General features: G+C 70.8%; 30 protein-coding genes. 11 read left to right on the top strand and 19 right to left on the bottom strand.

What is annotated here, in order from left to right; genetic code table 11:
* Nucleotides 1-14: 14 nt before the first annotated feature.
* Complete coding sequence (locus tag ACFY30_RS07795) at nucleotides 15-902, bottom strand: winged helix-turn-helix domain-containing protein (RefSeq protein WP_390660541.1); 888 nt, start codon at nucleotides 900-902, stop codon at nucleotides 15-17.
* Nucleotides 903-1063: 161 nt separating this feature from the next.
* Here ACFY30_RS07795 and ACFY30_RS07790 point away from each other — a divergent pair, with 161 nt between their 5' ends.
* Nucleotides 1064-1258, top strand: a complete 195-nt coding sequence (locus ACFY30_RS07790) for a hypothetical protein (protein WP_390660542.1) — start codon at nucleotides 1064-1066, stop codon at nucleotides 1256-1258.
* Here ACFY30_RS07790 and ACFY30_RS07785 read toward each other — a convergent pair.
* The 3 genes from ACFY30_RS07785 to ACFY30_RS07775 all read right to left on the bottom strand — a co-directional run bounded on the left by ACFY30_RS07785 (nucleotide 1248) and on the right by ACFY30_RS07775 (nucleotide 4500).
* Nucleotides 1248-2156 (bottom strand): GntR family transcriptional regulator, encoded by a 909-nt coding sequence (locus ACFY30_RS07785; protein ID WP_390844274.1) that lies wholly within the window; start codon nucleotides 2154-2156, stop codon nucleotides 1248-1250. The genes ACFY30_RS07790 and ACFY30_RS07785 overlap by 11 nt on opposite strands.
* 353 nt (nucleotides 2157-2509) lie before the next feature.
* Nucleotides 2510-3751, bottom strand: a complete 1242-nt coding sequence (locus tag ACFY30_RS07780) for a GNAT family N-acetyltransferase (RefSeq protein ID WP_390844273.1) — start codon at nucleotides 3749-3751, stop codon at nucleotides 2510-2512.
* A 182-nt stretch (nucleotides 3752-3933) separates the two neighbouring features.
* Nucleotides 3934-4500 (bottom strand): aerial mycelium formation protein, encoded by a 567-nt coding sequence (locus tag ACFY30_RS07775; RefSeq protein WP_390844272.1) that lies wholly within the window; start codon nucleotides 4498-4500, stop codon nucleotides 3934-3936.
* Nucleotides 4501-4661: 161 nt separating this feature from the next.
* On the opposite strand from ACFY30_RS07775, the gene dtd reads away from it, so the two are divergent.
* Nucleotides 4662-5087: a D-aminoacyl-tRNA deacylase gene (gene dtd / locus ACFY30_RS07770; protein ID WP_390844271.1), complete on the top strand. Its 426-nt coding sequence runs from the start codon at nucleotides 4662-4664 to the stop codon at nucleotides 5085-5087.
* 8 nt (nucleotides 5088-5095) lie between these two features.
* Here dtd and ACFY30_RS07765 read toward each other — a convergent pair whose 3' ends face one another.
* The 6 genes from ACFY30_RS07765 to ACFY30_RS07740 form a co-directional block, all read right to left on the bottom strand.
* Nucleotides 5096-6061, bottom strand: coding sequence for a YgfZ/GcvT domain-containing protein (locus ACFY30_RS07765; RefSeq protein WP_390844270.1), 966 nt, complete (start codon nucleotides 6059-6061; stop codon nucleotides 5096-5098).
* 10 nt (nucleotides 6062-6071) lie between these two features.
* On the bottom strand, nucleotides 6072-6524 hold the full coding sequence (locus ACFY30_RS07760; protein WP_390660548.1) for a Fur family transcriptional regulator: 453 nt from the start codon (nucleotides 6522-6524) through the stop codon (nucleotides 6072-6074).
* 30 nt (nucleotides 6525-6554) lie between these two features.
* Entirely contained in the window at nucleotides 6555-7130 is a 576-nt protein-coding gene (locus ACFY30_RS07755) for an FABP family protein (RefSeq protein ID WP_390660549.1), read from the bottom strand.
* A gap of 223 nt (nucleotides 7131-7353) precedes the next feature.
* Nucleotides 7354-8160 carry a hypothetical protein gene (locus ACFY30_RS07750; protein ID WP_390844716.1) on the bottom strand — a complete coding sequence of 269 codons (807 nt, stop codon included), beginning with the start codon at nucleotides 8158-8160 and terminating at the stop codon, nucleotides 7354-7356.
* Nucleotides 8161-8516: 356 nt separating this feature from the next.
* Entirely contained in the window at nucleotides 8517-9335 is an 819-nt protein-coding gene (locus ACFY30_RS07745) for a hypothetical protein (RefSeq protein ID WP_390844269.1), read from the bottom strand.
* A complete protein-coding gene (locus tag ACFY30_RS07740) occupies nucleotides 9332-10075 on the bottom strand; it encodes a hypothetical protein (RefSeq protein WP_390844268.1) in 744 nt (247 codons plus the stop codon). The genes ACFY30_RS07745 and ACFY30_RS07740 overlap by 4 nt, the downstream gene beginning before the upstream one ends.
* Before the next feature lie 127 nt (nucleotides 10076-10202).
* Here ACFY30_RS07740 and ACFY30_RS07735 point away from each other — a divergent pair, with 127 nt between their 5' ends.
* Nucleotides 10203-10565 (top strand): DsrE family protein, encoded by a 363-nt coding sequence (locus tag ACFY30_RS07735; protein ID WP_390844267.1) that lies wholly within the window; start codon nucleotides 10203-10205, stop codon nucleotides 10563-10565.
* Here ACFY30_RS07735 and ACFY30_RS07730 read toward each other — a convergent pair.
* From ACFY30_RS07730 to ACFY30_RS07695, 8 genes are all read right to left on the bottom strand, one after another.
* Nucleotides 10559-10819, bottom strand: a complete 261-nt coding sequence (locus ACFY30_RS07730; RefSeq protein WP_390844266.1) for a DUF3099 domain-containing protein — start codon at nucleotides 10817-10819, stop codon at nucleotides 10559-10561. The genes ACFY30_RS07735 and ACFY30_RS07730 overlap by 7 nt on opposite strands.
* 111 nt (nucleotides 10820-10930) lie before the next feature.
* Complete coding sequence (locus ACFY30_RS07725) at nucleotides 10931-11218, bottom strand: DUF1416 domain-containing protein (protein ID WP_009189358.1); 288 nt, start codon at nucleotides 11216-11218, stop codon at nucleotides 10931-10933.
* An 80-nt stretch (nucleotides 11219-11298) separates the two neighbouring features.
* Complete coding sequence (locus ACFY30_RS07720; protein WP_390844265.1) at nucleotides 11299-12144, bottom strand: sulfurtransferase; 846 nt, start codon at nucleotides 12142-12144, stop codon at nucleotides 11299-11301.
* Between the two features lie 144 nt (nucleotides 12145-12288).
* Nucleotides 12289-12369 (bottom strand): putative leader peptide, encoded by an 81-nt coding sequence (locus tag ACFY30_RS07715; RefSeq protein WP_359274367.1) that lies wholly within the window; start codon nucleotides 12367-12369, stop codon nucleotides 12289-12291.
* Between the two features lie 200 nt (nucleotides 12370-12569).
* Nucleotides 12570-13295, bottom strand: coding sequence for a DUF2993 domain-containing protein (locus ACFY30_RS07710; protein WP_390844263.1), 726 nt, complete (start codon nucleotides 13293-13295; stop codon nucleotides 12570-12572).
* Between the two features lie 151 nt (nucleotides 13296-13446).
* Nucleotides 13447-14712, bottom strand: a complete 1266-nt coding sequence (locus ACFY30_RS07705) for a hypothetical protein (RefSeq protein WP_390844262.1) — start codon at nucleotides 14710-14712, stop codon at nucleotides 13447-13449.
* 2 nt (nucleotides 14713-14714) lie between these two features.
* Nucleotides 14715-14969: a MoaD/ThiS family protein gene (locus ACFY30_RS07700; RefSeq protein ID WP_390844261.1), complete on the bottom strand. Its 255-nt coding sequence runs from the start codon at nucleotides 14967-14969 to the stop codon at nucleotides 14715-14717.
* 50 nt (nucleotides 14970-15019) lie between these two features.
* Complete coding sequence (locus ACFY30_RS07695) at nucleotides 15020-15856, bottom strand: alpha/beta hydrolase (protein WP_390844260.1); 837 nt, start codon at nucleotides 15854-15856, stop codon at nucleotides 15020-15022.
* A 216-nt stretch (nucleotides 15857-16072) separates the two neighbouring features.
* Between ACFY30_RS07695 and ACFY30_RS07690 the strand changes: the two genes are divergently transcribed.
* From ACFY30_RS07690 to ACFY30_RS07665, 6 genes are all read left to right on the top strand, one after another.
* Nucleotides 16073-16852 (top strand): response regulator transcription factor, encoded by a 780-nt coding sequence (locus ACFY30_RS07690; protein ID WP_390844259.1) that lies wholly within the window; start codon nucleotides 16073-16075, stop codon nucleotides 16850-16852.
* 127 nt (nucleotides 16853-16979) lie between these two features.
* A complete protein-coding gene (locus ACFY30_RS07685; RefSeq protein ID WP_390660560.1) occupies nucleotides 16980-18002 on the top strand; it encodes a LacI family DNA-binding transcriptional regulator in 1023 nt (340 codons plus the stop codon).
* 130 nt (nucleotides 18003-18132) lie between these two features.
* Nucleotides 18133-19320: a S1C family serine protease gene (locus ACFY30_RS07680; protein WP_390844258.1), complete on the top strand. Its 1188-nt coding sequence runs from the start codon at nucleotides 18133-18135 to the stop codon at nucleotides 19318-19320.
* A 30-nt stretch (nucleotides 19321-19350) separates the two neighbouring features.
* The gene (locus ACFY30_RS07675) at nucleotides 19351-19569 is read left to right on the top strand and encodes a hypothetical protein (RefSeq protein WP_390660562.1); all 219 of its coding nucleotides are present in this window, start codon (nucleotides 19351-19353) and stop codon (nucleotides 19567-19569) included.
* Between the two features lie 110 nt (nucleotides 19570-19679).
* A complete protein-coding gene (locus ACFY30_RS07670; protein WP_390844257.1) occupies nucleotides 19680-20417 on the top strand; it encodes a response regulator transcription factor in 738 nt (245 codons plus the stop codon).
* Nucleotides 20414-21859 carry an ATP-binding protein gene (locus ACFY30_RS07665; RefSeq protein WP_390844255.1) on the top strand — a complete coding sequence of 482 codons (1446 nt, stop codon included), beginning with the start codon at nucleotides 20414-20416 and terminating at the stop codon, nucleotides 21857-21859. The genes ACFY30_RS07670 and ACFY30_RS07665 overlap by 4 nt, the downstream gene beginning before the upstream one ends.
* Before the next feature lie 166 nt (nucleotides 21860-22025).
* Here ACFY30_RS07665 and ACFY30_RS07660 read toward each other — a convergent pair whose 3' ends face one another.
* Complete coding sequence (locus tag ACFY30_RS07660) at nucleotides 22026-22424, bottom strand: hypothetical protein (protein WP_390844254.1); 399 nt, start codon at nucleotides 22422-22424, stop codon at nucleotides 22026-22028.
* A gap of 300 nt (nucleotides 22425-22724) precedes the next feature.
* On the opposite strand from ACFY30_RS07660, the gene ACFY30_RS07655 reads away from it, so the two are divergent.
* Both ACFY30_RS07655 and ACFY30_RS07650 read left to right on the top strand, forming a co-directional pair.
* On the top strand, nucleotides 22725-24803 hold the full coding sequence (locus ACFY30_RS07655) for a pectinesterase family protein (RefSeq protein WP_390844253.1): 2079 nt from the start codon (nucleotides 22725-22727) through the stop codon (nucleotides 24801-24803).
* Nucleotides 24804-24864: 61 nt separating this feature from the next.
* Nucleotides 24865-25608 carry a response regulator transcription factor gene (locus ACFY30_RS07650; protein ID WP_390844252.1) on the top strand — a complete coding sequence of 248 codons (744 nt, stop codon included), beginning with the start codon at nucleotides 24865-24867 and terminating at the stop codon, nucleotides 25606-25608.
* Nucleotides 25609-25611: the final 3 nt, after the last annotated feature.

The following is a 25611-nucleotide window of genomic DNA, read 5'->3' as shown; positions in this document are numbered from 1 at the left end:
CGTATCAGAAGTCACTAGGAGAGTGTCAGGTCCGTCGTGATGGTTTCCCAGAGGGCGTTGAACCACTTCTGGGATTCCTCCACGAACGCGGCGTCGCGCTGACCGGCCGAGGACTCGAAGGAGAAGAGAAGGGACTCGGTGCCCATCACGTCGTACATGTCGAGCGTTCCGCTGTCGGTGGACTCCTCCCGCCGCTCGACCATGTAGTACGCCATCAGCGCCTCGGTGCCGTTGAGCAGGTAGAGCTTGACCGGCGGGGTGAACGGGAGCGCGCGGAAGGTGATGTCGACCTCGATGCCGTGGGAGCGCAGGGTCCGCAGGTTGTGGCGCAGGACATGGCCCTGGGCGTTGCGCATCGCCAGCCAGCGCTGGTGGACGGGGTCGTCGTCGCCCCGGCCGTCGACCGGGACCGGGAAGGCGAGGTTGATGCGCCGGGAGGGCAGCAGGATGCGGACGTCGATCTTCTGGGGGTGGATCTCACCGGCGTGGATCAGCCGCAGCGGCTCGCCCAGGGCCGGGATCAGGCTCTCGGCGGTCAGGCAGGCCGCGTCGATGCGGACGTGCGGGGCGGAGAAGGCCGCGGTGAGGCGGGGGGCCAGGCCGACCATGGTGGGCTGGGGCTCGTCGTGACCGGGGGCGGGCGGCTCGGCGATGCGCGGCGGGCTGCCCTTGCTGACGTTGGTGAGGAGCCCGTCGTCCTGCAGTGCGCGCAGGGCCTGGCGTACGGCACCGCGCTCCACCCCGAACTCGTCGGCGAGCTCGGCCTGGGTGGGGAGGCGGTCGCCGGCCTTGAGGTCACCGACGCGGATGCGTTCCCGCAGGATGTCGGCGATCTCCTGGGGCGACTTCCTGGTGCCGTTCACTGCCACGTTCTCCGCCACGCTCTCCTGGGTCACGACCAAACGCTACAACTTTGATCCATCTAAGGGGAGTTGCTTGGAAGTTGTTTAGAGGTTAGTGCCAAGTGGGGACAACTTAATAAGAGTTGGTTGCCAACTCTACCGAGTTGGCGAACGGTTTGCCTTCCGCTTCACCCCGTCGATCCTCCGAAGGGGGGAACACCATGACTGGCCTCGCACTCGTCTCCGCCGCCATCGTCGTCGGCGTCGAACAGACCATCCAGTGGAAGTACGGCACCGCCGGCGCCGTAGGCCTGCTGCTGCTCAGCATCGGCATCAAGGTCAGGAGCCCTGCCATCAGCTCGGTCGGCGCCGCGGTCCTCGCCCTCGTCGCCACCGGCCCCGCCGTCAGCTCGTGAGCACCAGCTCCGAGCTGATCGTCTCCCAGAGTGCGTCGAACCACCGCTGGGACTGTTCCACGAACGCCGAGTCGCGCGGCCCGGCCCCCTGTTCGAAGGCGAACAGCACCGACCGCGTGCCCTCGGCGTCGTACATCTCCAGGTGTTCCTGGTCGATCGTCTGTTTGCGGCGCCGGACGGTGTAGTACGCGAACAGCGCCTCCGCCCCGTTCAGCAGATAGAGCTTCACGGGCGGGGTGAACGGCAGCGCGCGGAAGGTGACGTCGACCTCGATGCCGTGCGTGGAGCGCAGCGTCAGCAGATTGTGCCGCAACACCTGGCCCTGCGCGTTGCGGTGGGCCAGCCAGTGGCGCTGCAGCCGCTCGGTGGCCGAGGTGTCCACCGGCGTCGGAAACGCCAGATCGATGTTCCGGGAGGGCAGCAGGACCCGGACGTCGATCTTGGCCGGTTTCAGCTGTCCGGCGTGGATCTGCCGCAGCGGTTCGCCGATCGCGGCCGTCAGCGAGACCGCGGTGAGGCACAGGGCGTCGACCTCGACATGCTCGGCCGCGAAGGCCTCGGTGATACGGGGCGGCAGGCCCACCATGGACGGCTGCGGTGTCGCCGCGAGGCCGCTCAGGAGGCCGGCCGGGCCCGCCTGCGGGGCGACGGTCGCCGGGCTTCCCTTGGAGACGTTGGTGAGCAGGTGCTCCGACTGCAGAATGCGCAGCGCCTGGCGTACGGCACCGCGCTCCACCCCGAACTCGTCCGCCAGCTTGGCCTGCGTGGGCATGCGCTCACCCGGCCGCAGCACCCCGGTTCTGATCCGGGTGCGCAGCTCGTCGGCCACCTCGCGGTGCGAACGCTGCGGCCGTTCCGCCCTCCTCCGGTCGTTGACGGAGGCATGTTCCGGCTCCACGACCGAACAGTACAACTTCCCGCCATCTTTAGGCAGTTCAAAGAGAGATGGTTATAGGACGCGTCCAAGCGGACATAAGTACAGTGAAGTTGGCAGCCAACTTCAACAACATGGTCAAACTTCCAGACGGTTGGCCGGTCGGGCTTCCTTCCGGAGGGGAGCCGGGAGCCCGAGCAGTCGGCACCGAGGCACAGCCACAACTGCAGATCGCCGCACAGTCACAACCGAACATCGCGCGCACAGCCACAACCGAACAGCGGCCACACCCGAGCACCGACACAACTGAGGCACCTGAGCACAGCCACAACTGAACAGCTACGGATGAACCGTTCTCGTCGGCCGAGGAAAGGAGCTCAGAACAGGTCCGGGCACCACGGTCGCTCGGACGTACGCAGCAGGGCGTCGGCCTTCCGGGCGGCGCCCGCTCGTTCCTCCCGGAGCCGGCCCAGCGCCGCGAGCCGCGCCGCCGACTGGTCGCCCAGCCAGAGCGAGGCCAGCTCGGCCACGTCCAGGGTGAGGTCGGCACCGCGTGCCGTCGGCGTACAGGAGGCGCCGTCGGGGGTCGCGTCCAGCAGAAAGCGGCCCCCGGCCAGGCCGGCCCGGTCGACGACCTCCAGGACCAGGGCGCCCTCCGTGTCGTACGTACGCGCCTCCAGAGCCCGTACGACGTCCAGGAACCGCACCCACAGCCAGTCCGCCTGTGTGGTGATGCGCGCCGCCCTCGGGTCCGGCAGCAGGAACGGGAGCAGGTCGTCCGGGGAGCGCCAGCCCGACTCCACCCGGGTGATCCAGTCGATGGAGCACAGGTAGTGCCACAGGGCGCGCGCCGCGGCCGGGGTCACCGAGAGCAGCCCCTGCACCGAGGCCGTGTTCAGCGGCTGCTTGGCGTCGGTCCACTTGTGGTCCGCGGTGTACGCGACCAGCCCCTCGACCTCGCCGCCCGCCGAGCGGTACACGGCGTAGAACGGCTCGGTCCAGCTCTCCTCGGGGTGCAGGCGTATCACGCCCGTGTTCATCTCCCACCAGTACTCGTGGCGGCTGACGGCACCGGGCTGGGTGCGGCGCAGCCGCTCGTGCAGCTCGGGGCCGAGCTTGCGGAACTCCTCGCCGTCGATCAGGTCGATACGGCCGCCGGCCAGGGGGACCGGGTGGCGGGGGTCGAAGCCGGCGCGCGGTATGTCGATCGTCCACTCGGTCATCGTCGTGGCCGGACCGAAGCCGTGACGGCCGTAGATGCGGTACTCGGCGGCGGTGAGGGTGGCGACGACGTCCCCGCGGTCCTTCGCGGCCGTCAGGTCGTCCGACATCAGGCGGGTGAGAAGGCCCCGGCGGCGGTGGGTGGGGCTCACGGTGACGTTGGTGATGGCGTCGGCGGGGACGGGGGTGCCGCCCACCGCCGTGAGCTCCTGGGGGAAGGAGCGGAAGGTGGCCACGCAGGTGCCCGCGTCGAAGGCGCCGTAGAGGCGGGAGGCGCCGAGGGTGGCTCGGCGGGCTGCCAGGGCCTCGTCGGTGACGGTGGGGGGACGCAGGAAGCCCGTGTTCTGGGCGCGCATCCAGTCGGGGAGTTCATGGTCGGTGATGGGGCGGACGTCCATGGGGCCACGGTAGGCAGGGGGGCGGGGTGTGTCGCCGGGTTTTTCCCGCCCCCGCCGCCCCCCTGCCCGTCCCGTCCCCGGGCGGCCGCCCCCGGACCCCCGGCCCCCCGCTTCGGCCGCCCTGAACGGGCCTCGTCCTCAAGCGCCGGACGGGCTGATGTCCCCCTGCCCTCCCCCGGGCCCTACACCAGCAGGTCGTCCACCTGGGCCTCGCCCTCGCGATAGCGGCGGGTGATCTCCGCTCCGCAGTCGTCCGCCGTCCGCTGGAGGCGCTGGCGGCGGCGGGAGACCTGCTGTTCGTAGCCGGTCAGGCGGGCCATGGCCACGTGGAGTTCCGGGTCGGTGCGGGCGTCGAGGTCGGAGAGCTCGACGTCGGCGAGCATGTCGGCGGCGAGGCGGCCGTACTCCTCGCTGTGCGGGGTGCCCAGGGTGACGTGGCGGGCCGAGGAACGGTGGCGGGCGGGGCCGTCGGTGAGGATCTCCGGGAGCCGGTCGACCACGGAGGCCGCGCCCGTCGGGGACCGGCGGGCCAGTTCCGCGCGCAGGATGTCGATGCGGCCCTGCAGCAGCCGCCGTACATAGCTGAGGTCGGCCTCGTCGCGCTGGGCGCCCTGCCGCAGGGTGCGCAGCTCGGGCAGGCTCAGCCGGGCCAGGTCGGGCTCGGGCGGCTCCCCGGGCAGCCCGGGGCTGTCGCTGCGCTGGACGGGCGGCCGGTGTGTCTCCAGCCGCCCGGTACTCGGTGTGGTCATGTCCCTCTACCGTCCCCTCGACCGGCGTGTGGTGGAAAGCATCGTGCCACCCCAAGTCGCCGCGATGTGACCGAGTCCCCCCGAACGGCCCAGACGGGGCCTAAAGGATCAAAAATGGGCCCTTCGCGGGTCCGCGCGGGCCACCCGGCATGATGGTCCGCATGCGAGCTGTGGTGCAGAGGGTGGACGGCGCGAGTGTGGTCGTCGACGGGGAGACGGTCGGGGAGATCGCCGGCGAGGGGCTGTGCGTCCTCGTCGGGGTGACCCACGAGGACACCAAGGAGAAGGCGGCCCAGCTCGCCCGCAAACTGTGGTCGGTGCGCATGCTGCACGACGAGAGGTCGTGCAGCGACATCGACGCCCCGCTGCTGGTGATCAGCCAGTTCACGCTGTACGGGGATGCCAGGAAGGGCCGTCGTCCGACCTGGAACGCGGCCGCCCCGGGGCCCGTCGCCGAGCCCCTGGTGGACGAGGTCGTGGCGCAGTTGCGGGCCCTGGGGGCCACCGTGGCGACGGGCAGGTTCGGCGCGCGGATGCGGGTGTCGCTGACGAACGACGGCCCGTTCACGGTGCTGATCGAGGTCTAGGACGTGTCCTAGGGCTCGACCACCGCCTCCTGGGCCGCCGCCGTCGTGCCGGCCATCAGGGGGGCGTCCACCGGGATGTTCCGCTTCACCAGGGCCAGGGCCACCGGCCCCAGTTCGTGATGGCGCACGGACGTCGTGATGAAGCCGATCTTGCGGCCGTCGGGCGCCTCGTCGGCGACCCGGAGTTCGGTGCCGGGGGCCGGGAGGTGGACCTCGCTGCCGTCGAGGTGGAGGAAGACCAGCCGGCGGGGCGGCTTGCCCAGGTTCTGCACGCGGGCGACGGTCTCCTGGCCGCGGTAGCAGCCCTTCTGCAGATGCACCGCCGTACCGATCCAGCCCAGCTCGTGCGGGATGGTGCGGTGGTCGGTCTCGAAGCCGACGCGGGGGCGGTGCTGCTCGACGCGCAGCGCCTCGTACGCCAGGATCCCGGCCGCAGGGCCCGCCTTCTCCGCGTACGACTCCAGGTCGGCGCGCGGGAGGAAGAGGTCGCGGCCGTACGGGGTCTCGCGGACGACGACGTCCTGCGGCACCTCGGCGATGGAGCCGGCGGGCAGATGGACGACGGCGGTGTCGGCGGTGCGGTCGGCGACCTCGACCCGGTAGAAGAACTTCATCGACTCCAGGTACGCGATCAGCGCGTCCTGGGTGCCGGGCTCGACGTGCGCCCACACCGTCGCACCGTCGTCGACCAGGTAGAGCGCGTGCTCGATGTGCCCGTGGGCGGAGAGGATCAGGGCCTCGGTGGCCTGGCCGGGCGGGAGATCGCTGACGTGCTGGGTGAGGAGGAGGTGCAGCCAGCTCAGGCGGTCCTCACCGCTGACGGTGACGACGCCGCGGTGCGAGAGGTCGACGAAGCCGGTGCCCTCGGCGAGGGCGCGCTGCTCGCGGAACAGGTCGCCGTAGTGGGCGGCGACGCCTTCGTCCACGCCCTCGGCGGGGACGGCGCCGGGCAGGGACAGCAGGGGGCTCTTCATGGACGTAAGCCTACGACTCGGTAATTGAACTCTTGGCCGTCGAATCCTTGAGCGCGCAGTCCTTGCAGCGGCCGAAGATCGCGAAGTGCTTCATGTCGGTCTCGAAACCGAAGGTCTGCCGGAGCTTGGCCGTGAACTCGGCGGCCACCTTGACGTCCGCCTCGATGACGTTCTGGCAGTCCCGGCAGACCAGGTGGATGTGGTGGTGCCGGTCGGCGAGGTGGTAGGTCGGCGCGCCGTGGCCCAGATGCGCGTGGCTGACCAGGCCGAGTTCCTCCAGCAGCTCCAGCGTCCGGTAGACCGTCGAAATGTTGACCCCCGACGCCGTCTTCCTCACTTCCACGAGGATGTCGTCGGGGGTCGCGTGCTCCAGGGTGTCCACGGCTTCGAGGACAAGCTGGCGCTGCGGCGTCAGCCGGTAGCCGCGCTGCCTGAGGTCGCTCTTCCAGTCGGTGCTCACCACACCGACGAGTCTAGAACTACTTGCGGAGGCCTACTTGAAGAAGGCGATGCCGTCGTCCGGGAGGTCGTCGGGGAGGGCCTTGGCCCAGCGCTCGACCTCTTCCGGGGTGACGACCTTCTTCAGGTGGGCCGACATGTAGGGGCGCAGCCCGACCTCGGGGGTCTGCTTCTCGCCGACCCACATCAGGTCGCTCTTGACGTAGCCGTAGAGCCGCTTGCCGCCGGTGTAGGGGCGGGAGGAGGCCGTGCGGGCCACCGCGTCCGTGACCAGGTCGATCTGCGGCTTCTTGTCGGCCAGCTCGCCGTACCAGATCTCGATGACGCCGTCGTCGCGGGTCATCGTGATCTCGACCTTGCGGGTGCCGTGGATCCGCCAGAAGCCGGACTCGGACTCCAGGGGCCGGACCTTGTTGCCGTCGTTGTCCAGCACCCAGGTGCGGGAGTGGTACTCCAGGAAGTCCCGGCCGTCGTGGCTGAAGGTGACCTCCTGCCCGAAGTTGCACTTCTCCGAGCCCGGGAAGTCGTGCACGCCCGCGCCCGCCCAGGTGCCCAGCAGGAAGGCGAGGGGGACGAGGTCCTTGTGGAGGTCGGACGGGATCTCGATCATGGTTGGCAGTTCCTGGAGTGGTCGGTCAGCGCTGGCCCTGGTACAGCTTCTTCACGGTCAGGGCAGCGAAGGCGAGGACACCGACGCAGACCAGGACCAGCAGGGTTTCGAAGAAGATCTCCACGGGGTGCTCCTCGGATGAGCGGAGTTGGTTCCGTACGTACACAAGGCCGGCCCCCAGCTTACGCGGCCGGGGACCGGCCCTCCGAGTGAGGTAGGGCTCTCAGCCGAGCAGCTGGCTCTGCAGCAGCACGGTCTGCTGGAAGGGGACGTCCGCGGCCTCTCCCTTGCGGGACTGCACCACCAGGCCCACCACGTCCCCGCAGACGACGTAGGCCTGCCGGACCTGCTCGGGGCCGTACGGCTTCGCCTCGTCGTAGGCGAAGCGGCGCACGCCCTCCAGCGCGGCGGCGCTCGGGAAGCCCTCGTCGTACTCCGTCCCTGACGCGCCTCGCAGCGCGTGCACCGGGGAGTCGTACTCGGTGAAGTCCTCGAAGATCTCGTCGGCGACCTCGCCCGTGTCGAACTGGAGCAGGTAGACGCCGGTGCGGGTGCCGTCCGGGGTGGTCCAGCCGCGGGCGGCGATGTGCCGCAGGCCGTAGTCGGTCAGCGCCTGGCCGACCTCCGTACGGTCCTTCGCCGACCCGTACACCGCCAGAAAGTCCTTCCGGGCGAGCCAGCCGTCGTCGCCGCGCAGCGCCTTGTCCTCCGTCGCTCCCTCGGGCGCCGGGAGCAGCAGTCCGCGCAGGTCCGCGTAGTGGGCGCCGGCGGGGTTGTCCGCCGCGAGCGGCCCGGGGCGGCCGGTGGGCAGCGGCGGCCGGGTCAGCTCCGGGTACGCCCAGCGCCCGTCCGACTCGGTGGCGAGACCCGGCACGTCCGTCCGCTCCATCCGCGTGATCCCCACGGCCGTACCGGCACCGAGCGCGCCGAAGACGGTGACCACGGCGGCCCAGCGCGCAACGGCACGGAGGGCACGGCGGTCCTTCCTGACGGCGGGCGCCGCCGGGGCGTCCGGGGCGAGGGGACCCAAGGCGAGGGGGTCCGAGGTGACGGAGTCCGACGTGACGGAGTCCGACGTGACGGAGTCCGACGTGACGGAGTCCGACGTGACGGGCGCCGAGGTGACGGGCGCCGAGGTGACGGGCGCCGAGGTGACGGGCGCCGAGGTGACGGGCGCCGAGGTGACGGGCGCCGAGGTGACGGGGTCCGAGGTGACGGGCGCCGAAGCCGGTTCGGCCGCCGGTGGCTGGGACTCTGCCGAGCCCTCGGCACCGGCCTGGGCCTCGATCCGCGGCTCGGTCCTGGCCCGGGTCTCGGTCTCGGTCCGGGGCCCGGTCTCGGTCTCGGTCCGGGGCCCGGTCTCGGTGTGGGTCTCGGTCTGCTCGGTCATACGGCCTGCCCCGGGTCGTCGATGCGGTCGAGTTGGGCGGCCAGGAAGGTGGCCATGCCCTTGGTGTCCAGCGGGCTCGGGCCGCTGGCGCTGACGCTGACCAGCACGTCTCCGACGTATGCCGAGCAGAACAGGCCGTCCAGGTCCTGCTTGTCCTCGCCCTTGGGCGTCAGGAAGCACCGCGCGTCCTTGTGGCCCTTGATCGTCGGCCCCTTGCGGAAGACGTCGGTGGCCGCGAAGAAGGAGTTGTAGGACGTCGACAGCCGACGTACGGCATCGCGGTTCGCCATCCGTGTCAGCGTGACCTCGGCCGTGAAATGGGCCGTCTCGTCGAACCGGTAGCCGTCGATGACCAGGTAGCTGCGCATCGCCATGCCCTTGATGCGCTGCTTGTCGACCTCCTTCTCCAGAGCCTTGCGCGTGGAACGAGGCAGGTCCCGCAACGGCTCCTTGCGCAGGGCGTTGGCCCGCTGCTCGTCGAACTCGGCGTCGGAGCCGTGCTCCCCGAGGTCGGGGCCGCGTTCGTAGCCGGCGGTGCCGAACGGCAGGAAGAGCGCGCTCAGCGAGCCGGCCTTCGGTTCGTTCCCGGCCTTGTCCTTGGCGGCCTTCGGCTGCCCCCAGACCGGCTTGCCCGGGTCGCGGTCGGCGTCCCGCACGGTCACGACGGTGTAGCCGACACCGGCGACGAGCGCGGCGGCCAGCAGCGCGGCTCCGGCGACGGCGGCGATACGACCACGCCGCACCGGCTTGTTCTCGGCGGCCTCGGGGACGTCGCCGGCCTCGGCGGAGTCCGTGCTCACCGGGTTCTCGGTCACAGCTTCCCCATCTGCTGCCGGGCCAGGTCCATGATCTTGGCCTTGGGAATCGGCTTGCTGTCGAAGATCCAGATCTCCATGTAGATGTCCCCGCGCCAGGCGTGCGCCTCGGCCGTGTACAGCGGGAGGTAGCCGGCCTTGCGCTCGGGGGTGTCGTGGACGAAGACCGTCCCGTTGCCCTCTCCCGTGCCGGGAAGGGGCCAGCTGCGGGTGTCGTCCTCGTCCATGGCCCAGTGGTAGCCGTTCTCGGCCCACTCGGCGGCCGCCAGCTTGTCCTCCTGCCGGAACTGCACCAGGACCGACTCGGCGAGGTATGTCTCGCCCACCTTCCACGAGGTCACGGCCGCCCGGCGGAACTCGTCACTGGCGAGATCGCTGAAGGTGTCGGACGGTCCGAGGTAGCGGTCCGCGTACTCCGCGAGACCGAGCCAGCCGTCGGTGCCCAGCTCGGCGTCGGTGTCCTTCGCCCCCTTGGGCCGTTCCACGAGCAGCTTCCGCAGGTCGCCGTCCGTCTTCACCCGGCGGTCCTGGGCGGCCGACAGCGGCTCGGCCTCACCCTTGGCCTGGCCGATCACGGGCTGGGACAGGGGCGGCAGCTTCGTCGGCTCGCGGTCGGCCTGGATCAGGTAGCCCGCGCAGGCGCCCGCCACGACACCGAGCACCGCGGCGGTGGCGATCAGCCGGGCCGTACGGCCCCGGCGGCGCGGGCGCGGCTCCACGGGCGGATCGGGTACTTCCAAGACATCCCCCACAAACGGTGAAGCACGCATTCCCTATGCGTGCTTCACAGCAGACTCACCGGTCTCACCGGGGGTTGTACATCGGTTTGATCACGCTCGGGCACGTCGCTGCAACTACGCTGCCCACATGGCGAAGAAGCTCGTGATCAAGGTGACCGCGGGGGCCGATGCCCCCGAGCGGTGCTCGCAGGCGTTCACGGTCGCGGCGGTGGCCGTGGCCAGCGGTGTCGACGTCTCCCTGTGGCTGACCGGGGAGTCCGCATGGTTCGCGCTGCCGGGCCGGGCCGCCGGGTTCGAGCTGCCGCACGCCGCCCCGCTGCCCGACCTGCTCGACTCGATCCTGGCCGGCGGCCGCCTCACCCTGTGCACGCAGTGCGCGGCCCGCCGGGACATCACGGAGAAGGACGTCATGGAGGGCGTACGGATCGCGGGCGCGCAGGTCTTCGTGCAGGAGGCACTCGGGGACGAGACGCAGGCGCTCGTCTACTGACGGCGCTTCCTGCCGTCGAGTTCGTCCCACCACTCGTCGGACTTCGGGTCGCCGGACGGGTCGTCCCACCAGCGGTCCTCGGGGCCGCGGCGGTTGGCGACCATGGCGGCGAGCGGAGGGATCACCATCGCGACCACGCACATCCCGACGGCCACCGGCACCGACCAGATGCGGACGACTCCCCAGGCCAGGACGAACAGCCCGATGCAGGTGCCCATCATGGCGAAGTAGATGTGACGCCGGCGTGCGTACATGTCTCCAGCGTAGGTCCGGGAACGGCGGAGGGCCGTACCCCGGGGGTGAACCCTTGGGGTACGGCCCTGCGCCGTGAGGCGTCCGTCACAGCCGCCCGAGCCGGTCGGTCCTCAGACCGCGATCGCGACCTCCGCGAGGCCGCCCTTCTGCGCGACGACCGTACGGTCGGCGGTGCCGCCGGGGACGAGGGCGCGGACGGTCCAGGTGCCCTCGGCCGCGTAGAAACGGAACTGTCCGGTGGCGGAGGTCGGGACCTCCGCGGTGAACTCGCCGGTCGAGTCCAGCAGCCGGACGTATCCGGTCACCGGCTCGCCGTCGCGGGTCACCTGGCCCTGGATCGTGGTCTCACCGGGCTTGATCGTCGAGGCGTCCGGGCCGCCGGCCTTCGCTCCACACATGTCTTTCTCCAGAAGGGGTCTGACCGGAAGGAAGGCCGGTCGGGATGAGGGTGGGTTCTCGGGGTCTGCCGCGCTGCGGCTTACTTGTTGGCGCCGAGCTCGATCGGCACGCCGACCAGGGAGCCGTACTCGGTCCAGGAGCCGTCGTAGTTCTTGACGTTCTCGACACCGAGCAGCTCGTGCAGGACGAACCAGGTCAGGGCCGAGCGCTCGCCGATACGGCAGTAGGCGATGGTGTCCTTCGCCAGGTCCACCTGCTCGTCGGCGTAGAGGGCCTTGAGGTCCTCGTCCGACTTGAAGGTGCCGTCGTCGTTGGCGTTCTTCGACCACGGGATGTTGCGGGCGCTCGGGACGTGGCCCGGACGCTGCGACTGCTCCTGCGGAAGGTGGGCCGGCGCGAGCAGCTTGCCGCTGAACTCGTCGGGCGAGCGGACGTCGACCAGGTTCTGCGAGCCGATGGCCGCCACCACGTCGTCACGGAAGGCGCGGATGGAGGTGTCCTGCGGCTTGGCCTTGTAGTCGGTCGCCGGGCGCTCGGGGACCTCGTTGCCGTCGACCAGCTCGCGGGCGTCCAGCTCCCACTTCTTGCGGCCGCCGTCGAGGAGCTTGACGTTCTCGTGGCCGTACAGCTTGAAGTACCAGTAGGCGTAGGACGCGAACCAGTTGTTGTTGCCGCCGTAGAGGATCACCAGGGTGTCGTTGGCGATGCCCTTCGCCGACAGGAGCTTCTCGAAGCCCTCCTGGTCGATGAAGTCACGGCGGACCGGGTCCTGGAGGTCCTTGGTCCAGTCGATCCGGATCGCGTTCTTGATGTGGTTCTTCTCGTAGGCCGAGGTGTCCTCGTCCACCTCGACGACGGCGATGTTCTCGTCGTCCAGGTGGTCCTGCAGCCAGTCGGCGTCGACCAGGACGTCGCTGCGGCTCATGCTCGTTCTCCTCCGGGGCAGTTGCGGCGGGGGTGTGCAAGAAAAAAAGAGGGGGTGCGCGGCCGGGTCTCGCCGGCGGCCGGCGCACGGATGCCCTCGGATCGAGGGCGCCGGGAGGCGCGGAAGGCCGGCGGCGCTTCCGCTTCAGACGGTGCGACAGAGCATGGCGGCGACGCGGCACAGGTCGACTGCCCGCCGCTTCGTGAGATCCGCCTGTCGCTGCATCATGCGGTCGATCGTAGGGACGGACAGGCGGGCGTGTCACCAACGAGCCGCATAGTGAGACGCGATCGTCCGCATCCTGGGACGAAGATGCGCCCGGGCCACCCCCGCAAGGGCTCCGGGCACATGTATCCGCCGTCACATCTGCGGTACGGACGGCGGCGTCTCGCCTGTCGGACACCGTCCGTCCGGCGCCGGGGGTACTACCCGGCCAGCCGCACGTTCGAACCCTTCACCGTGATCTCGACACCGTTCTTCTCCGCCTGGACCCCGGCGAGTTGGATGCCGCCCGGCAGGCCCTCGATCTTCTGCTCGAAGTCGGTGATGGAGCGCACCTCGTTCTCGGCGGCCTCGACCCCGCCGAAGCTGGGGATCGAGTCGGCGTGCACCCGGACGGTGTCCCCGTCGACGGTGACGGTGCTGAGGACGTGGACGGGCTGCTGCAGGACGCTCACCTTGACCGCGACCTTGATCTTGCCGTTGCCGCCGTCGGAGAGGCCGACGACCTTGGCGGTGACGCCCAGCGGCAGCTGGGTCTCCTCGTTCTTGGCGGTCTTCAGCAGCTCGTCGTAGGCGACGGTCGCCGTCCCGGTGGCCGTGGTGGCGGTGGCGGAGCTGTAGTCGCCGGAGAACTCGACGCCCTTCATGTCGGCCTCGAGGTCGTCGATGCGGATGGTGCCGCCCTCGGTGCCGGTGTCCGCCTCGTAGTCCGCGATGCCCACCTCGACGTCGTCCAGCGAGCCGCCGACGACCTGGGTGAGGAAGGGAAAGCCCTTGATGGACACGTCCGGGGTGGTGGCCAGCCCCTCGGTGGTCCTGAGCTTGTCCGCGGCCTCGTTCTCGGCGAAGTTGACCGCAAGACGGTCCGCGAGGACGAAGAGACCGCCCAGGATCACCACGACGATCAGCAGTATTCGAAGCGCGCGCATTGCCGTTGCTCCCCCGGATGGCCTGGTCGATGGCTGACGACCCACCGTAACCCTGGGGAGAGGGGCCGCCCGGCGATTGTCGATCAGCTGTGACAGACCCCGGCCCCCGTCCGGGCGGCGGGCGGGGCCGGTCCGGCGGCGGTCCTGCCCCTTATCCCAGCGCCCGGCCCAGCACGTACACCGCCGGAGCGGCGGCCGCCAGCGGCAGGGCCACGCCCGCCGTGAAGTGGACGAAGCGGGAGGGGTAGTCGTAGCTCGCGACCCGGTGGCCGATCAGCGCGCACACCGCCGCGCCCGCGCCGAGCAGCGCGCCCCGCGCGCCCATCCCGGTCATCCCGCCGACCGCGATGCCCGCGCCCGCCGCGGCGAGCAGCGACACGACGGCCGAGGCGGGCGTCGGCAGCGGCAGCGCGCGGGCCAGGACGGCCACCGCGACGGCCGCGGCGCCCACGGACACCGCGTCCGGCTCCGCGCCGAGGTGACCGGTGGCGAGGATCGCCAGCGCCGAGGAGGCGACGGTCGCCATCAGGCCGTACATCCGCTCGTCCGGGTCGGCGTGCGAGCGCAGCTGGAGCACCAGACAGAGCAGCACCCACACGCCGAGGGTGCCGAGGATCGCGGCGGGCGCGTGTTCACGGCCGGCCACGAGGAGCGCCACGTCCGAGACCAGCGCGCCGAGGAAGGCGAGCGCGATGCCCTGCCGGGCCGGCCACATGCCGTTCAGCCGGAACCATCCCGCGGCCGTCACGGCCTGCAGGACGACGAGCGGGACCAGCAGGGCGTACGAGCCGACGGCCGCCGCACCCGACAGGAGCAGGCCGAGGAGCGCGGTGAGCGCGGCAGGCTGGATCCCCGGCTCGATGATCGGCGAGCGGCCCTCCATACGGGCCCGCTGGGCATCGGTGACCCGGGCGTTGCCGGCCAGCGTGGCGGGTCCGTACTCGGGTCCTGCAGCACCCTGCACCGCCCCACCCCCGGCTCCGCTCCCGCCCACGCCCGCGCTCCCGCCTCGGGCGGTCGTCCCGCTGGGGCGGGACGGGTGGGCAAGGCCTGCAGCACCGGGCGCCGGGTAGGCGGGGTCTGCGGCGGGCCCGCCGGCACCGGGCGCCGGGTAGGCGGGATCCGCGGCGGGCGCGGCCGTACCGGGTGCCGCGTATCCGCCGCCGTACCCCGGGCCGTACCCCGCGTCGTACCCCGGCTGCGGATACCCGCCGTCGGCCCCCTGGGGCGGCAGATACGAGGTCTCGGCCGGATCGGCCGCGCCGACCGGCGGCTGGACGCTGGTCTCCCAGGTCTGGCCCTGCCACTGCTGGGTGTACTGGAGGTGCGCCTGCGGGTCGTCGTACCCCTGCTGCTGCCCGGGCCAGCCCTGCTGGTCGTACCCCGGATACTGCTGATACGGCTGCTGGTCGCTCATCCTCACCCTCCTGCGAACGGCGGGAGCACCTCGACCGTGCCGCCGTCGGCCAGCCGTACCGTCTCATGTTCACGGGTGCCCACGGGGTCACCGTCCACCAGGAACGAGCATCGCCGCAGGACACGCACGAGTTCGCCGGGGTGTCGCGCACGCGCGGCGTCGAGGGCGTCGGCGAGGGTGTCCGCGTCGAACGGCTCCTCGGCGATCCCCGCCGCGGCCTTGGCGGCCGCCCAGTAGCGCACCGTGACCTTTGGCATCGCATTCCTTTTCGGATCGGTTCGTGTTCGGTTCGTCAACAGGGTTCAGGCTAGCCCGCCCGCGCGGCCGCCCAGTCCCCGATCCGGGCCAGCAGGCCGTCGCCGGCCGCGTGCTCGGCGTGGCCCATGCCGGGCTCCAGCCAGAGTTCGCCGTGGTCACCGGCGGCCGCGGCGAGCATCCGGGGGTGGTCGAGGGGGAAGTAGCCGTCGCGGTCGCCGTGCACGATCAGCAGCGGAGTGGGCGCGATCCTCGGCACCGCCTCCGACGGGGAGAGCGGTACGGGATCCCAGTCGCGGTGGTGGATGCGGGTGCGGAAGCCGTAGCGGCCGACCAGCCGGCCCTCGGGGCGGGTGATCAGCCAGTGCAGCCGGCGCATGGGGGCGGTGCCCCGGTAGTACCAGCGGGCGGGCGCGCTCACGGACACCACGGCGTCCACGCCCCGGTGGAGGGCCGCGTGCCGGAGCACGACCGAGCCGCCCATCGAGAAGCCGACCGTCACCACCCGCGGGTGCCCGAGCGACCGCGCCCACCGCACGGCCGCGTCCAGGTCCAGGACCTCCCGGTCGCCGACCGTCGACCGCCCGCCGGAGCGCCCGTGCCCCCGGAAGGAGAACGTGACCACGGCCCCGTGCCGGGCGAACGCGTCCGCCACCCGGCGCACGTGCGGGCGGTCGACGTCGCCCGTGAACCCGTGCGCGATCACGAACACGGGGTGAACGGCGGATGGCGGCGAACTGTTGTATACGACCGCACCCGGGTCGTATACGGAATCGATGGAAATCCCGTCGGCGGTGGGCAGAAACGTCCGCAATGGTGTGCGGGTGCCCGTCTCGCAGTTCGGACGAACGGTGGAACGCGCCCCATGACCTGCCCGACTGTTGCTCATGTGGGCTATTCTGCTGGGCAGAGGACTCGGGCAGCGTAGCCCCCGGGTCCTTTTGTGCTTTCGGAAGCGTTGTATACGAAGCGGGAAACTCCTGGTGACCGCGGGTGTACGGGGCCTTCGGGATCGCAGAGCAGACCGCAGACCGCTGTGCAGTCGTGCAGTGCAGTGCCGCAGTGCCGCAAACGTCCTCGCAGGGACCGAGGAGGAACCAGACGTATGAGTTCTCTGCTGCTCCTGACCAATGCCCTCCAGCCGTCGACAGAGGTGCTTCCGGCCCTCGGCCTGTTGCTGCACAACGTGCGCGTGGCACCGGCGGAGGGCCCCGCCCTCGTCGACACACCCGGCGCCGACGTCATCCTGATCGACGGCCGCCGTGACCTTCCGCAAGTCCGCAGCCTGTGTCAGCTGCTGCGCTCCACCGGCCCCGGCTGTCCGCTCATCCTCGTCGTCACGGAGGGCGGTCTCGCCGCCGTCACCGCCGACTGGGGCATCGACGACGTCCTGCTGGACACGGCGGGCCCCGCCGAGGTGGAGGCCCGTCTCCGCCTGGCCATGGGCCGCCAGCAGATCGTCGCCGACGACTCCCCGATGGAGATCCGCAACGGCGACCTGTCGGTCGACGAGGCGACGTACAGCGCGAAACTGAAGGGCCGGGTCCTCGACCTCACCTTCAAGGAGTTCGAGCTGCTGAAGTACCTGGCCCAGCATCCGGGACGGGTGTTCACGCGCGCACAGCTCCTGCAGGAGGTCTGGGGCTACGACTACTTCGGCGGCACCCGTACCGTCGACGTGCACGTACGGCGTCTGCGCGCCAAGCTCGGCCCGGAGCACGAGTCGCTGATCGGGACCGTCCGGAACGTCGGTTATCGATTCGTTACCCCTGAGAAGGCGGACCGCGGGGGCGAGGACGCGAAGGCCAAGGCCGAGCGGTCAAAGCCGGACGAGACGGACAACGCGGCACCCGTGGGTGCCGAAGAGGTCCCGGCGGAGGCGTAGTACTCGCGGGTACCCCTCGGTTACCCGCCGGTACCGGCCCGGATCCGCTCGGCGGAGGCGTTGCTTCCGCACAGGGAAGGTGACGTACGCCCTGCCCAGGGCGGGTCCATCCGCGTAGACTCCGCGCGTGGCCAAGGTGACTCGGGACGATGTGGCACGGCTGGCGGGAACCTCCACCGCCGTCGTCAGCTACGTCATCAACAACGGACCCCGGCCGGTCGCCCCGGCCACGCGCGAGCGTGTCCTCGCCGCGATCAAGGAGCTGGGGTACCGGCCCGACCGGGTCGCCCAGGCGATGGCGTCCCGGCGCACGGACCTCATAGGTCTGATCATCCCGGACGCCCGCCAGCCCTTCTTCGGCGAGATGGCACACGCGGTCGAGCAGGCCGCGTCCGAGCGCGGCAAGATGGTCCTCGTCGGCAACACCGACTACGTCGCCGAGCGCGAGGTCCACTATCTGCGCGCGTTCCTCGGCATGCGGGTCTCCGGCCTCATCCTCGTCAGCCACGCGCTGAACGACCTGGCCGCCGCCGAGATCGAGGCCTGGGACGCCCGGGTGGTGCTGCTGCACGAGCGGCCCGAGGCCATCGACGACGTCGCCGTCGTCACCGACGACCTGGGCGGCGCCCGGCTCGCCGTACAGCATCTCCTGGAGCACGGCTGTGCCTACGTCGCCTGTATGGGCGGCACCGCCGAGACACCCTCCGTCGGCGACCCCGTCTCCGACCACGTCGAGGGCTGGCGGCAGGCCATGGACGAGGCCGGCATCAGCACCGAGGGCCGGCTCTTCGAGGCGCCGTACAACCGCTACGACGCCTACCGCGTCGCGCTGGAACTGCTGTCGGGCCCGGACCGCCCGCCCGCGATCTTCTGCTCCACCGACGACCAGGCGATCGGCCTGCTGCGCGCGGCCCGCGAGCTGCGCATCGACGTACCGGGCGAGCTGGCCGTCATCGGCTTCGACGACATCAAGGAAGCGGCCCTCGCTGATCCGCCCATGACAACGATCGCATCGGACCGGTCGGCGATGGCACGGGCGGCGGTGGACCTGGTCCTGGACGACGGGGTGCGGGTCGCGGGGGCCCGGCGGGAGCGGCTGAAGCAGTTCCCCTCGCGGCTGGTGGTGCGTCGCTCCTGCGGCTGCCCCTGACCGTATGAAGGCTTTCTGAGAGGCACCGCCCTGCCGCCGGATGCGTCTTTATTTCGGGCGAACGAGGTTCTGGCGGCCTTCTCAGGGAGCACTCAGGAACCTCTCATGGTCGCGGGACAAGCTTCTTTCCATGACCGAGAGCATCCGCCGCAGCGGCGAGTACGAGAACTTCGACACCCCTTACCAGGGCGCCCCGCAGCACGCTTCCTCCCCCGTCAGCCCGGAGTGGCCGCCCCCGCCGGCGTACGAGCCGGTGCAGCAGCCCCTGCAGCAGCAGCCGGTCCACCCGCAGCCGGTCCACCAGCCGGTGGTCGAGCCCACCGCGGTGTGGCAGACCCAGGCGCAGGCCTCCGCGGCCGGGGACGGCAACGGCGGCGGAACCGCTCTCCTCACCCCGGTGGCGGCCGAGCCCGCCCCCGACGCTCCGGCGGGCGCCGGGAAGAAGCGCGCCCGGGGCCCCCTGGCCCTGCTCGCCGCCGTGGCGATCGTCGCCGCCGCCATCGGAGGCGGCACGGCGTACGGCATCCAGGAGCTGACCGGCAAGGACACGGTGGTCTCCTCCTCCAGCACGACCAGCGTGGTGCCCTCCAGCAAGACCGGGGACGTCGCCTCGATAGCCGCGGCGGTCAGCCCGAGCGTCGTCGAGATCAACGCCACGCTCAGCAACGGGTCGTCCACCGGCTCCGGCGTGATCATCACCAGCGACGGCGAGATCGTCACCAACAACCACGTCATCTCCGGCGCCTCCTCGATCAAGGTGACGACCAGCGACGGCACGTCCTACACCGCGAAGGTCGTCGGCACCGACAGCAAGAAGGACCTCGCGCTGATCAAGCTGGAGAACGCCTCCGGCCTGAAGGCGGCGACCCTCGGCGACTCCGACGGCGTCCAGGTCGGTGACGAGGTCGTGGCGATCGGCTCCCCCGAGGGCCTGACCGGCACCGTGACCAGCGGCATCGTCTCCGCGCTCAACCGGGACGTGACCGTGTCCACCGACGAGAGCCAGCAGCAACAGCAGCAGGGCGGCGGCAGCGGGCAGTGGCCGTTCGAGTTCGGCGGCCGGCAGTTCAACGGCGACACCGGCTCGTCGACCACGACCTACAAGGCGCTCCAGACGGACGCGTCCCTCAACCCCGGCAACTCCGGCGGCGCGCTCATCGACGCGAGCGGCAACATCATCGGCATCAACTCCGCGATGTACTCCGCCGCCTCCTCGTCCTCCACGGACGCAGGCAGCGTCGGCCTCGGCTTCGCCATCCCGATCAACACTGTCAAGTCCGACCTGGCCGGCCTGCGGGCCGGCGGTTCCGACAGCTGACCGTCCACTCGATTCCGTAGGGAGTACGTCATGATCAAGCAGGTTTCGCACACGGTGACCGGCGTCGGCGCGGCCGACCTCGCCCTGGCCCTCGACGTGGCGTACGAGCTGCACACCCCGGTGCGGCAGCCGGCGGTGCGGGCCCCCGAGGTGGCCGCGGCCCCCGAGATGATGGGCCTGCGCACCACCGCCGCCCGCCCGCACCGCCGCAAGGTGCCGCTGAACCGCCTCACGGCGATGCGCGGCTGATCTCACGCCGCTCTCCCTCTTTACGCGCCGGCCGGGAGGCATGCGAGGCTGAATCCGTTCAGCACCTCCCCGTCTCCCGCCCTTCCCACCGCACCCGAGGATCCACGCCCATGAGCCCCGCCGAAGGCGACCGTGACACCCAGCGCATCCTGATCGTCGACGACGAGCCGGCGGTGCGCGAAGCACTCCAGCGCAGCCTCGCCTTCGAGGGCTACGACACGCAGGTCGCCGTCGACGGCGCCGACGCCCTGGAGAAGGCGACGGCCTACCGCCCCGACCTGGTCGTCCTCGACATCCAGATGCCGCGCATGGACGGCCTCACCGCCGCCCGCCGGATCCGCGGGGCCGGCGACACCACCCCGATCCTGATGCTCACGGCGCGCGACACGGTCGGCGACCGCGTCACCGGCCTCGACGCGGGCGCCGACGACTACCTGGTCAAGCCGTTCGAACTGGACGAGCTCTTCGCCCGCGTACGCGCCCTGCTGCGCCGCAGCTCCTACGCGGCGGCGGCCGACGCGGCGGCGGCCGAGGAGGACGAGGCCCTCACCTTCGCCGACCTGCGCATGGACCTCGCGACGCGCGAGGTCACGCGGGGCGGGCGCCCGGTCGAACTGACCCGCACGGAGTTCACCCTCCTGGAGATGTTCATGGCCCACCCGCGCCAGGTCCTCACCCGCGAGCAGATCCTCAAGGCGGTCTGGGGCTTCGACTTCGAGCCGTCCTCCAACTCCCTCGACGTCTATGTGATGTACCTCCGCCGCAAGACCGAGGCGGGCGGCGAACCGCGTCTCGTGCACACGGTGCGGGGCGTGGGATACGTGTTGCGACAGGGTGGGGCGGAGTGAAGAAGCTGGTACGCCGCTTCCGGACGCTTCCGATTCGGGCGCGGCTGTCGATGCTGGTCGCTGCCGCTGTGGCGTTCGCGGTGGCGGCGGTTTCGGTGACCTGTTGGTTCATCGTGCAGGGGAAGTTGTACGAGCAGGTGAACGACGACCTTGAGCAGGCCGCCCGGATGAAGCCCGGGAACTGGGTGCAGATGCAGAACGCGCTCACCAACTGTACGAAGGACCCGGAGAGTCCGAGGCCGTTCCGCAACCTGTACACCCAGGTGGTCACGTCGGACGGCACCGCCTGTGTCACCGACGACTCCCTCGGCGCGATCAAGGTCACCCAAGCCGACAAGGAAGTCATCAAGAACGGCGCTTCCAGCCGAGGCGTCATCCGCAACGGCACGGCCGACGACGGTACGCCGGTCCGGGTGATGACCGTGCCGCAGCCCGCCCAGGACCCCGGCACGGGAGAGCAGTCCTACGTCGCCATCAGCATCGCCGTATCGCTGGAAGGCACCAAGTCCACCCTCAACGACCTTGCCCTGATCCTCCTCCTCGTCTCCGGGATAGGCGTCGTCGGCGCCGGCGCAGCCGGCCTCGCAGTCGCCCGCGCAGGTCTCCGCCCCGTCGACAAACTCACCGAAGCCGTGGAGCACGTCGCCCGTACCGAGGACCTGAGTGTGCGCATCCCCGTGGAGGACGACAGTGAGGACGAGATCGCCCGCCTCTCCCGCTCCTTCAACTCGATGACCGCCTCCCTCGCCAACTCCCGCGAGCTCCAGCAGCAGCTGATCGCGGACGCCGGGCACGAACTCCGCACCCCCCTCACCTCCCTCCGTACGAACATCGAACTCCTCACCCGCAGCGAGGAGACGGGCCGCCCGATCCCCGCCGCCGACCGCAAGGCGCTCCTCGCCTCGGTCAAGGCGCAGATGACGGAGCTGGCCTCGCTCATCGGCGACCTCCAGGAGCTGTCCCGTTCGGAGGGCCAGCGCGGGGAACGCGTCCAGGTGGTGTCCCTGGAGGACACCGTCGAGGCGGCCCTGCGCCGGGCCCGGCTGCGCGGCCCCGAGCTGACGATCAACGCGCATCTGGAGCCCTGGTTCACGAGGGCGGAGCCCGCCGCGCTGGAGCGCGCGGTGGTCAACATCCTGGACAACGCGGTGAAGTTCAGCCCCGACGGCGGCACGATCGACGTCCAGCTGACCGGCGGCACCCTGACCGTCCGCGACCACGGCCCCGGCATCCCCGAGGACGAACTCCCGCACGTCTTCGACCGCTTCTGGCGCTCCCCCAGCGCCCGCGCCCTCCCCGGCTCGGGCCTCGGCCTCTCCATCGTCGCCCGCACGGTCGAACAGGCCGGCGGCGACGTCACCCTGGCCCGCGCCCAGGGCGGCGGCACGGTGGCGACCGTACGCCTGCCGGGCGCGCCGACGGCTCCGCCGGAGGCGCCGTAGCCAGAGCAGTGCGTTTCGCGCTGACCAAGGCAGTCGAGTCCACGACATACTCCGTGTCGCGGTCAGCAGGGGTGGACGCCTCCGCGTCCACGACGGGCGACAGGCGACGGGCGACGGGCGACGGCGCAGCGGGACGGCCACGGCATGTGGTCGTCCCCGCCGTGTCTCAGTGGAAGCCGAGCATGCCTGGGGAGTCGATGCCGACCGTGACCACGCCCGGCGGGTAGTTCTGCTCCCGGTCCGTGAGCAGGATCGGCATCCCCGTGAACTCGGCGCGCGGCAGCGCGCAATACAGGGCATGGCAGGTGTCAGCGCCACCGTAACCATCCCGGATCATGGTCCCGACAGTCACCGAGGAGACGGCGTCAAGGGGGTCGACGACGACCGAGGAGTACGAGAGCACTCGGTGCGAAGCGCCCGCGTCCTCCGATTCCGCCCGCATGAGACAGAGGGCGGGAATCCGGAGGAGGTCACCCGGGGTGCGGGCCATGTTGCCGGCGAGCAGGTTCAGCGTCTTGTGCCCCTCGGCGAGGGCGCGGGTGGCACCGGTGTCCAGAATGATCACGCGACTGCGCCTCGCGCCGCACGTACCTTCCCGGCGGCGATCCGGTAGATGTTGCCGAGCACATCGGGTGCCCGCTCGAACTCCTCGTCGCTGATATCGACGCCGATCACCTCCCGGGCGACCTGCCGGTCGGCCGCCAGCCTCTCGGCCGTCTGCTCCGCCGCTTCACCCGGTCGTGTCCCACCAGGCCCGGATCGCCGAAAATCCCACGGACGCGGCAACTTTTCCGCGCCTTGCGGCGACCACCCCCCGACCCACACCCCCCACGGGTGGTCCCCTCCACGGAACGGAACCCCAAGCATGAGCGACGCCCGCCGCACGCCCCCTCCCCGGCACCGCAAGCGCCGCACCGCCCTGGCCGCCGGTGTCCCGCTCGTCCTGACGGCCGCCGCCACCCTCGCCTACGGCACGGACCTGGGCCTCTTCGGTGCCGACGCACAGCGCAGGGCGTCGGCCGCGACCGCCGCCCCCGCCTGGGCCACCGCCACCGCCGACGGCTTCGCCTCCGTCAACGCCCTGGGCCAGAACGGGACGTACGGCGGCCGGGACGGCAAGACCGTCACCGTGAAGACCCTCGCCGACCTCGAGAAGTACGCCACCGCCTCCGAGCCGTACGTCATCGTCGTCGCCGCGACGATCACCATGGACCCGGTCGGAAAAGAGATCAAGGTCCAGTCGGACAAGACGATCATCGGCTCCGGTACGTCCGGGCAGATCGTGGGCGGCGGCTTCTTCCTCGGCCAGGGCGTCCACAACGTGATCATCCGGAACCTCACCATCCGGGACGCGTACCAGGGTGTCTGGAACGACAAGGAACACGACTACGACGGCATCCAGATGGACGGCGCCCACCACGTCTGGATCGACCACAACGACATCCGGCACATGGCCGACGGGCTGATCGACAGCCGGAAGGACACCACTTACCTGACCGTCTCCTGGAACAAGCTCAGCCAGGAGAACAAGGCCTTCGGCATCGGCTGGACCGACAACGTCACCGCGGACCTCACCCTCCACCACAACTGGATCCGCGAGACCGAGCAGCGCAACCCCTCCACGGACAACGTCGCCCACGCGCACCTCTACAACAACTTCCTGGAGGACGAGGCCGGCACCACCATCAAGTCCTCCTACGGCAACTACTCGCGCGGCAGGACGAACATGCTGCTGGAGAACTCCTACTTCCAGGGCACGGCCAACCCCGTGATCCGGGACAGCACGGCCACGCTCGTCCAGCGCGGCAACGTCTTCTCCGGCACGAGCGGGCGGAACGAGAGCGGCGGCACGGGCGCCGCCTGGAACCCGAAGACGTACTACTCCTACACCCTCGACAAGGCCGCCGACGTCCCCTCGCTCCTCAAGTCCGGCGCCGGGCCGCGCGCTTCCCTCGGCACGACGGCCGCCACCGCGAAGGCGGCCGCCGCCACCACGCTCACCGTCACCAAGGACGGCAGCGGCCAGTACTCGACCGTGCAGGCCGCGGTGAACGCCGTACCGGTGAACAACCCCTCCCGCGTGGTGATCGCGGTGAAGCCGGGCACCTACCGGGAACTGGTCAAGGTGCCGTCCAACAAGCCGCACGTCACCATCCAGGGCACCGGCGGCAGCCGCAAGGACACGGTGATCGTCTACAACAACGCGTCGGGCACCCAGAAGCCCGACGGTTCGGGCACGTACGGCACCGGGGGCAGCGCCACCGTCGCCGTCGAGGCCGACGACTTCCAGGCCCGTAACCTGACGATCTCCAACGACTTCGACGAGGCCGCGCACCAGGACATCAGCCAGCAGGCCGTCGCCCTGCGCACCGCCGCCGACAAGGTCTTCCTCGACGGTGTGATCGTCAGCGGCGACCAGGACACCCTGCTGGTGGACACCGCCGCCAAGGACAAGCTCGGCCGGGTCTACATGAGCAACTCCTATGTGATCGGCAACGTCGACTTCGTCTTCGGCCGCGCGACCGCCGTCATCGACAAGTCCGTCATCACGCTGAAGAAGCGCTGGAACGGCACCTCGGCCGGCTACGTCACGGCCCCCAGCACGGCCGCCGGCCGGAAGGGCATCCTGATCGCCAACTCGACGGTGAACGGGGACGTGTCCGACCGCAGCTTCTACCTGGGCCGCCCCTGGCACGCCGGCGGTGACGCGAGCCTCGACCCGCAGACCACCGTCCGCAACACCAGCCTGAGCGCCGCGGTCAGGACCACGCCGTGGACCGACATGAGCGGCTTCTCCTGGAAGGACGACCGCTTCGCCGAGTACCAGAACACCGGCGCGGGCGCGGGCAGCGCGAGCGGCGACCGCCCCCAGCTGACCGCCGCCCAGGCCGCCGACCAGGAGGTGGCGGACTGGCTGGGCGGCTGGACCCCGTCCGCGTCCTGATCCCAGCCCAGCCACACCCCATTGCCAGCTCGGCCACAGCCCTCCGCCCCACCGTGAAGGAATGGTCAATCCATCGGCGGGGGGCACGACGACGAACACGGCGGGCAGGATCCTGCTCGCCGACGACGACGCGGACGTCCGGGAAGGCATCGGCAGACTGCTCAGGTTCGAGGGATACGAGACCGTCCTCGCCGGCGACGGACGGCTCGCCCTCGACCTGGTCACCGCCCCCGGCGGCGCACCCGACCTCGTCCTGATGGACGTCACCATGCCCGGCCTCGACGGCCTGGCCGCGACCCGCCGCATCCGGGCCTCCGGCAGCACCGTCCCGATCCTGATGATCACCGGCCGGGACGCCGTGGGCGACCGCATCGTCGCCCTGGACAACGGCGCGGACGACTACCTGATGAAGCCCTTCGCCGGCGAGGAACTCCTGGCCCGGGTCCGCGCCCTCCTGCGCCGCGCCGCCCGCCGCACACCCCCGCCCCCTCGGCCCGCCGCGCCCGGCCTCCTCACCTTCCACGACCTCACCATGGACCTCGCCACCCGCACGGTCACCCGGGCGGGCCTCCCCCTCGACCTCACCCGCACCGAGCACTCCCTCCTGGAGTACCTCCTGCGCCACCCCGCCAAGGTCCTCAGCCGCGCCCAGATCCTGCACGACGTCTGGGGCTTCGACTTCGAACCCGCCTCCAACACCCTCGACGTCTACGTCATGTACCTCCGCCGGAAGACGGAGACCGGCGGCCGGCCACGGCTGATCCAGACGGTGCGGGGCCTCGGGTACATGCTGCGGGCGGGGTAGGCG

The sequence above is a fragment of the Streptomyces sp. NPDC000345 genome (assembly GCF_042898825.1).
Lineage (GTDB): Bacteria > Actinomycetota > Actinomycetes > Streptomycetales > Streptomycetaceae > Streptomyces.
Note: the sequence above shows the minus strand (reverse complement) of the source record. Positions and strands in the feature narration are given on the sequence as shown.